The 2,623-nt window shown below is 32.5% G+C and carries 4 protein-coding genes and 1 pseudogene; all 5 read left to right on the top strand.

Annotated features, from left to right (window positions below):
• Positions 1-242: 242 nt before the first annotated feature.
• Positions 243-401, top strand: a pseudogene (locus A9G35_RS13895) (RHS repeat-associated core domain-containing protein); the annotation flags it as partial.
• Positions 378-782 carry a hypothetical protein gene (locus A9G35_RS13185; protein WP_065636122.1) on the top strand — a complete coding sequence of 135 codons (405 nt, stop codon included), beginning with the start codon at positions 378-380 and terminating at the stop codon, positions 780-782. The pseudogene A9G35_RS13895 and the gene A9G35_RS13185, both read left to right, overlap by 24 nt.
• Positions 752-1,171: a DUF7878 domain-containing protein gene (locus tag A9G35_RS06205; RefSeq protein ID WP_065636121.1), complete on the top strand. Its 420-nt coding sequence runs from the start codon at positions 752-754 to the stop codon at positions 1,169-1,171. Before A9G35_RS13185 ends, A9G35_RS06205 begins: the two co-directional genes overlap by 31 nt.
• 240 nt (positions 1,172-1,411) lie before the next feature.
• Positions 1,412-1,630: a hypothetical protein gene (locus A9G35_RS06200; RefSeq protein ID WP_065636120.1), complete on the top strand. Its 219-nt coding sequence runs from the start codon at positions 1,412-1,414 to the stop codon at positions 1,628-1,630.
• A 2-nt stretch (positions 1,631-1,632) separates the two neighbouring features.
• The gene (locus A9G35_RS06195; protein ID WP_065636119.1) at positions 1,633-2,403 is read left to right on the top strand and encodes a hypothetical protein; all 771 of its coding nucleotides are present in this window, start codon (positions 1,633-1,635) and stop codon (positions 2,401-2,403) included.
• Positions 2,404-2,623: the final 220 nt, after the last annotated feature.

The raw sequence follows: 2,623 nt of genomic DNA, 5'->3' as shown, positions 1-2,623 counted from the left end.
ATTAAAAAAACGAAAACTCAGTCCAACTAAAAAACAATTTTATACTAAAACGCATAGTTACCTGAAAGTTTTTGACAGAAATTTTAAATCCTATGGTGACCTTGCGATAGAATACCGCACCGTCCCACAAAACCTGCGCTTTCAAGGACAGTATTTTGACGAGGACAAATTTGTCTGGAACAAATTTGAACAATGCTTTAGCATTGGCCCTGAAAGGGTGAGTATCAGGATGATACGAATAATCAGGACTACACTATAATCGCTACCGCTATTACGACCCGTCCACCGCCCGCTACATCAGCCAAGACCCAATAGGACTTGCCGGTGGCGAAAACGCTTATAGCTACGTCCCCGACCCACTGGCTTGGATTGACCCGTTGGGGTTGTCGGATGAGTGTCCGGGGATTAAAGGGAATATTGCTAGACAGGGAGCCGTATTTCCAAACAATAGCTGGGGGGCGTTAGATGATGCATCTAAAACAGCTTTTGATTCGTCAAAAAATAGTGTTGATATATGGATACCAAAAGATAAACATATGGTTGGAACTACAGCGACAAGATCAGCTCAATTTAATACAAATAATGTTTCAGAGATTCGAAATATTGTTAAAGAAGCGTTGAAGTCACCAAATGCAATCTTTCTTCCAAATAATATTGAAGGTTCTTTCCGCGTAGTTGTTGATATGGGGAGAGCGATTGGTACAAAAGGGCAGACAAGTATTAGATTAATTATCGGAAACGACGGAAAAATATGGAACGCATTCCCTGTGAATTCTCGGTAGAGATCAATTATACCGATTTAAATATTAATAATATAACATCAGGACCTCAGCTTTTTTCTGAGGTTGAAGGGCAACTATTAATTTATATAAATAATAAAGTTATTTTTTCAGAAAAAGAAATTTTACTACTTGAACTAGCAAAACAATTAAAAGATTGGCTCCATAATTATGATAAAGATTTTTATTATGAGTCTATGGATTATGAAGATTCTCCCATTCTATTCTTTAAAAGAATTAACTTAAATAATTGGCAAATTAGTGGAATTTGGATGAATAGAACTTATGCAAATATAAAATTATCCGATTTGATGTTTGCATGTAATAGTTTTATTGACAAGTTAATTATTGATTTAAATTTGAGAGAAATTAATACTAAAGATTTATTTTAATATTCAATATTGTTGAATCTTGATTACAAGTTTTTTATTTTTGTATTAATAAGCAACCGTGATTATAAAAATTCCCGTTTTAAAACAGTGAGGATTTTTCACTTTTGCTTTGTTATTTTATTGCTCTTTAAAAACGTTTTTTATCTGTAAAAAACTATTGTTGCTATTTATTCCGCATTAAAAAAACGAAAACTCAGCCTGACTAAAGGTGAAAGTAAATCTACACGCAGACCCGATATTATGGCTATCGATAAAAATGGGAAAGTGCATGCGATAGAGATAGCCTCTAAAACGGATAAAAATAAATTAGAGTCGTTAATTGCCCGTAACAAGGAGGCTATGGAGAAATTAGGGATCTATAAAAAAGAAGCTATTTCTCTATTTGAACATCCGTACAATGCGGCCGAGATGAAACACCAATTAGACTTATTGATTAAAAGTATAAAAGAGGGAAATTAGCTATGTACAGTGGCATTGTTTTGTATAATACAGAAAATATTTCACCGAATATTGCGTTAGAGTTTGCTGAAACACTATTTTCGGCATTAAATACTCCTATTACAGAGGCTAGTTATATTAAACCAATAATAAGGAAGACCTACAGTGATTTTAATTTTGTTAATATATCCCTAAAGGGATTAAAACGTAAAATAAATCTACAGGAGGCTACCTCTTTTGATGTATTGAATGTATTAAACGATACTTGTTATCTACGTTTGGTTTATCATACAAAAAACTTTGGAAGCCGTGACGAGATTTATATTTTATATGATAATAAACTAGATCATGATGGTATTGTTTTGGAATTGATAAAAAACTTTGCACGTCAAAACTATTTTTCTTATGGCATAAAATATTCAAATTGTAAGGATATAAATCGTGCAACTGAGTATGCAGGAGGTTTCAACTTTACTATTGTATATCCTTACGAAAAATATCATTTTGACGAAAAAAAATTGGATGACAATAAGCGATTAAGAATGATTTATACCGCTAATATTATTAATTGCTATCATTTAGAGATTGGTGTAGATAATACCACGTTGAAAGATTGGATATTAAGTAATACAAGCCATGGTACACTTGAAGAATTAAGCGATAAATTGTGGTTATGGCAGGTTCCCGAGAATGAACTTGATAATATCAATTATTTTCTTGGACAATTGGGACTATTAATATCATGGAAATTACCAACGCCAGAGCCAGAAAAACCTAGACGCAGGTTACCTTAAAATAGAATAATTGGCGACTAATAAACAATCGTGCTTGTACCAAATCCTTGCTTTAAAACAGCGAGGACTTTCCTTTTTTATTTTGTTATTTTATCGCTCTTTAAAAAACAAATAAAATCAATATTTTTTGAATAATTGTTATAAAAAACACAATACCTTTTAGCATACCCAAAGGCTGTTTTTGCTACTTATTCCGCATTAAAAAAACGAAAACTCAGTC

The organism is Gilliamella sp. Choc5-1 (assembly GCF_001690595.1).
GTDB classification, from domain to species: domain Bacteria; phylum Pseudomonadota; class Gammaproteobacteria; order Enterobacterales; family Orbaceae; genus Gilliamella; species Gilliamella apicola_M.
This window is presented reverse-complemented; position numbering and strand designations above follow the sequence as displayed.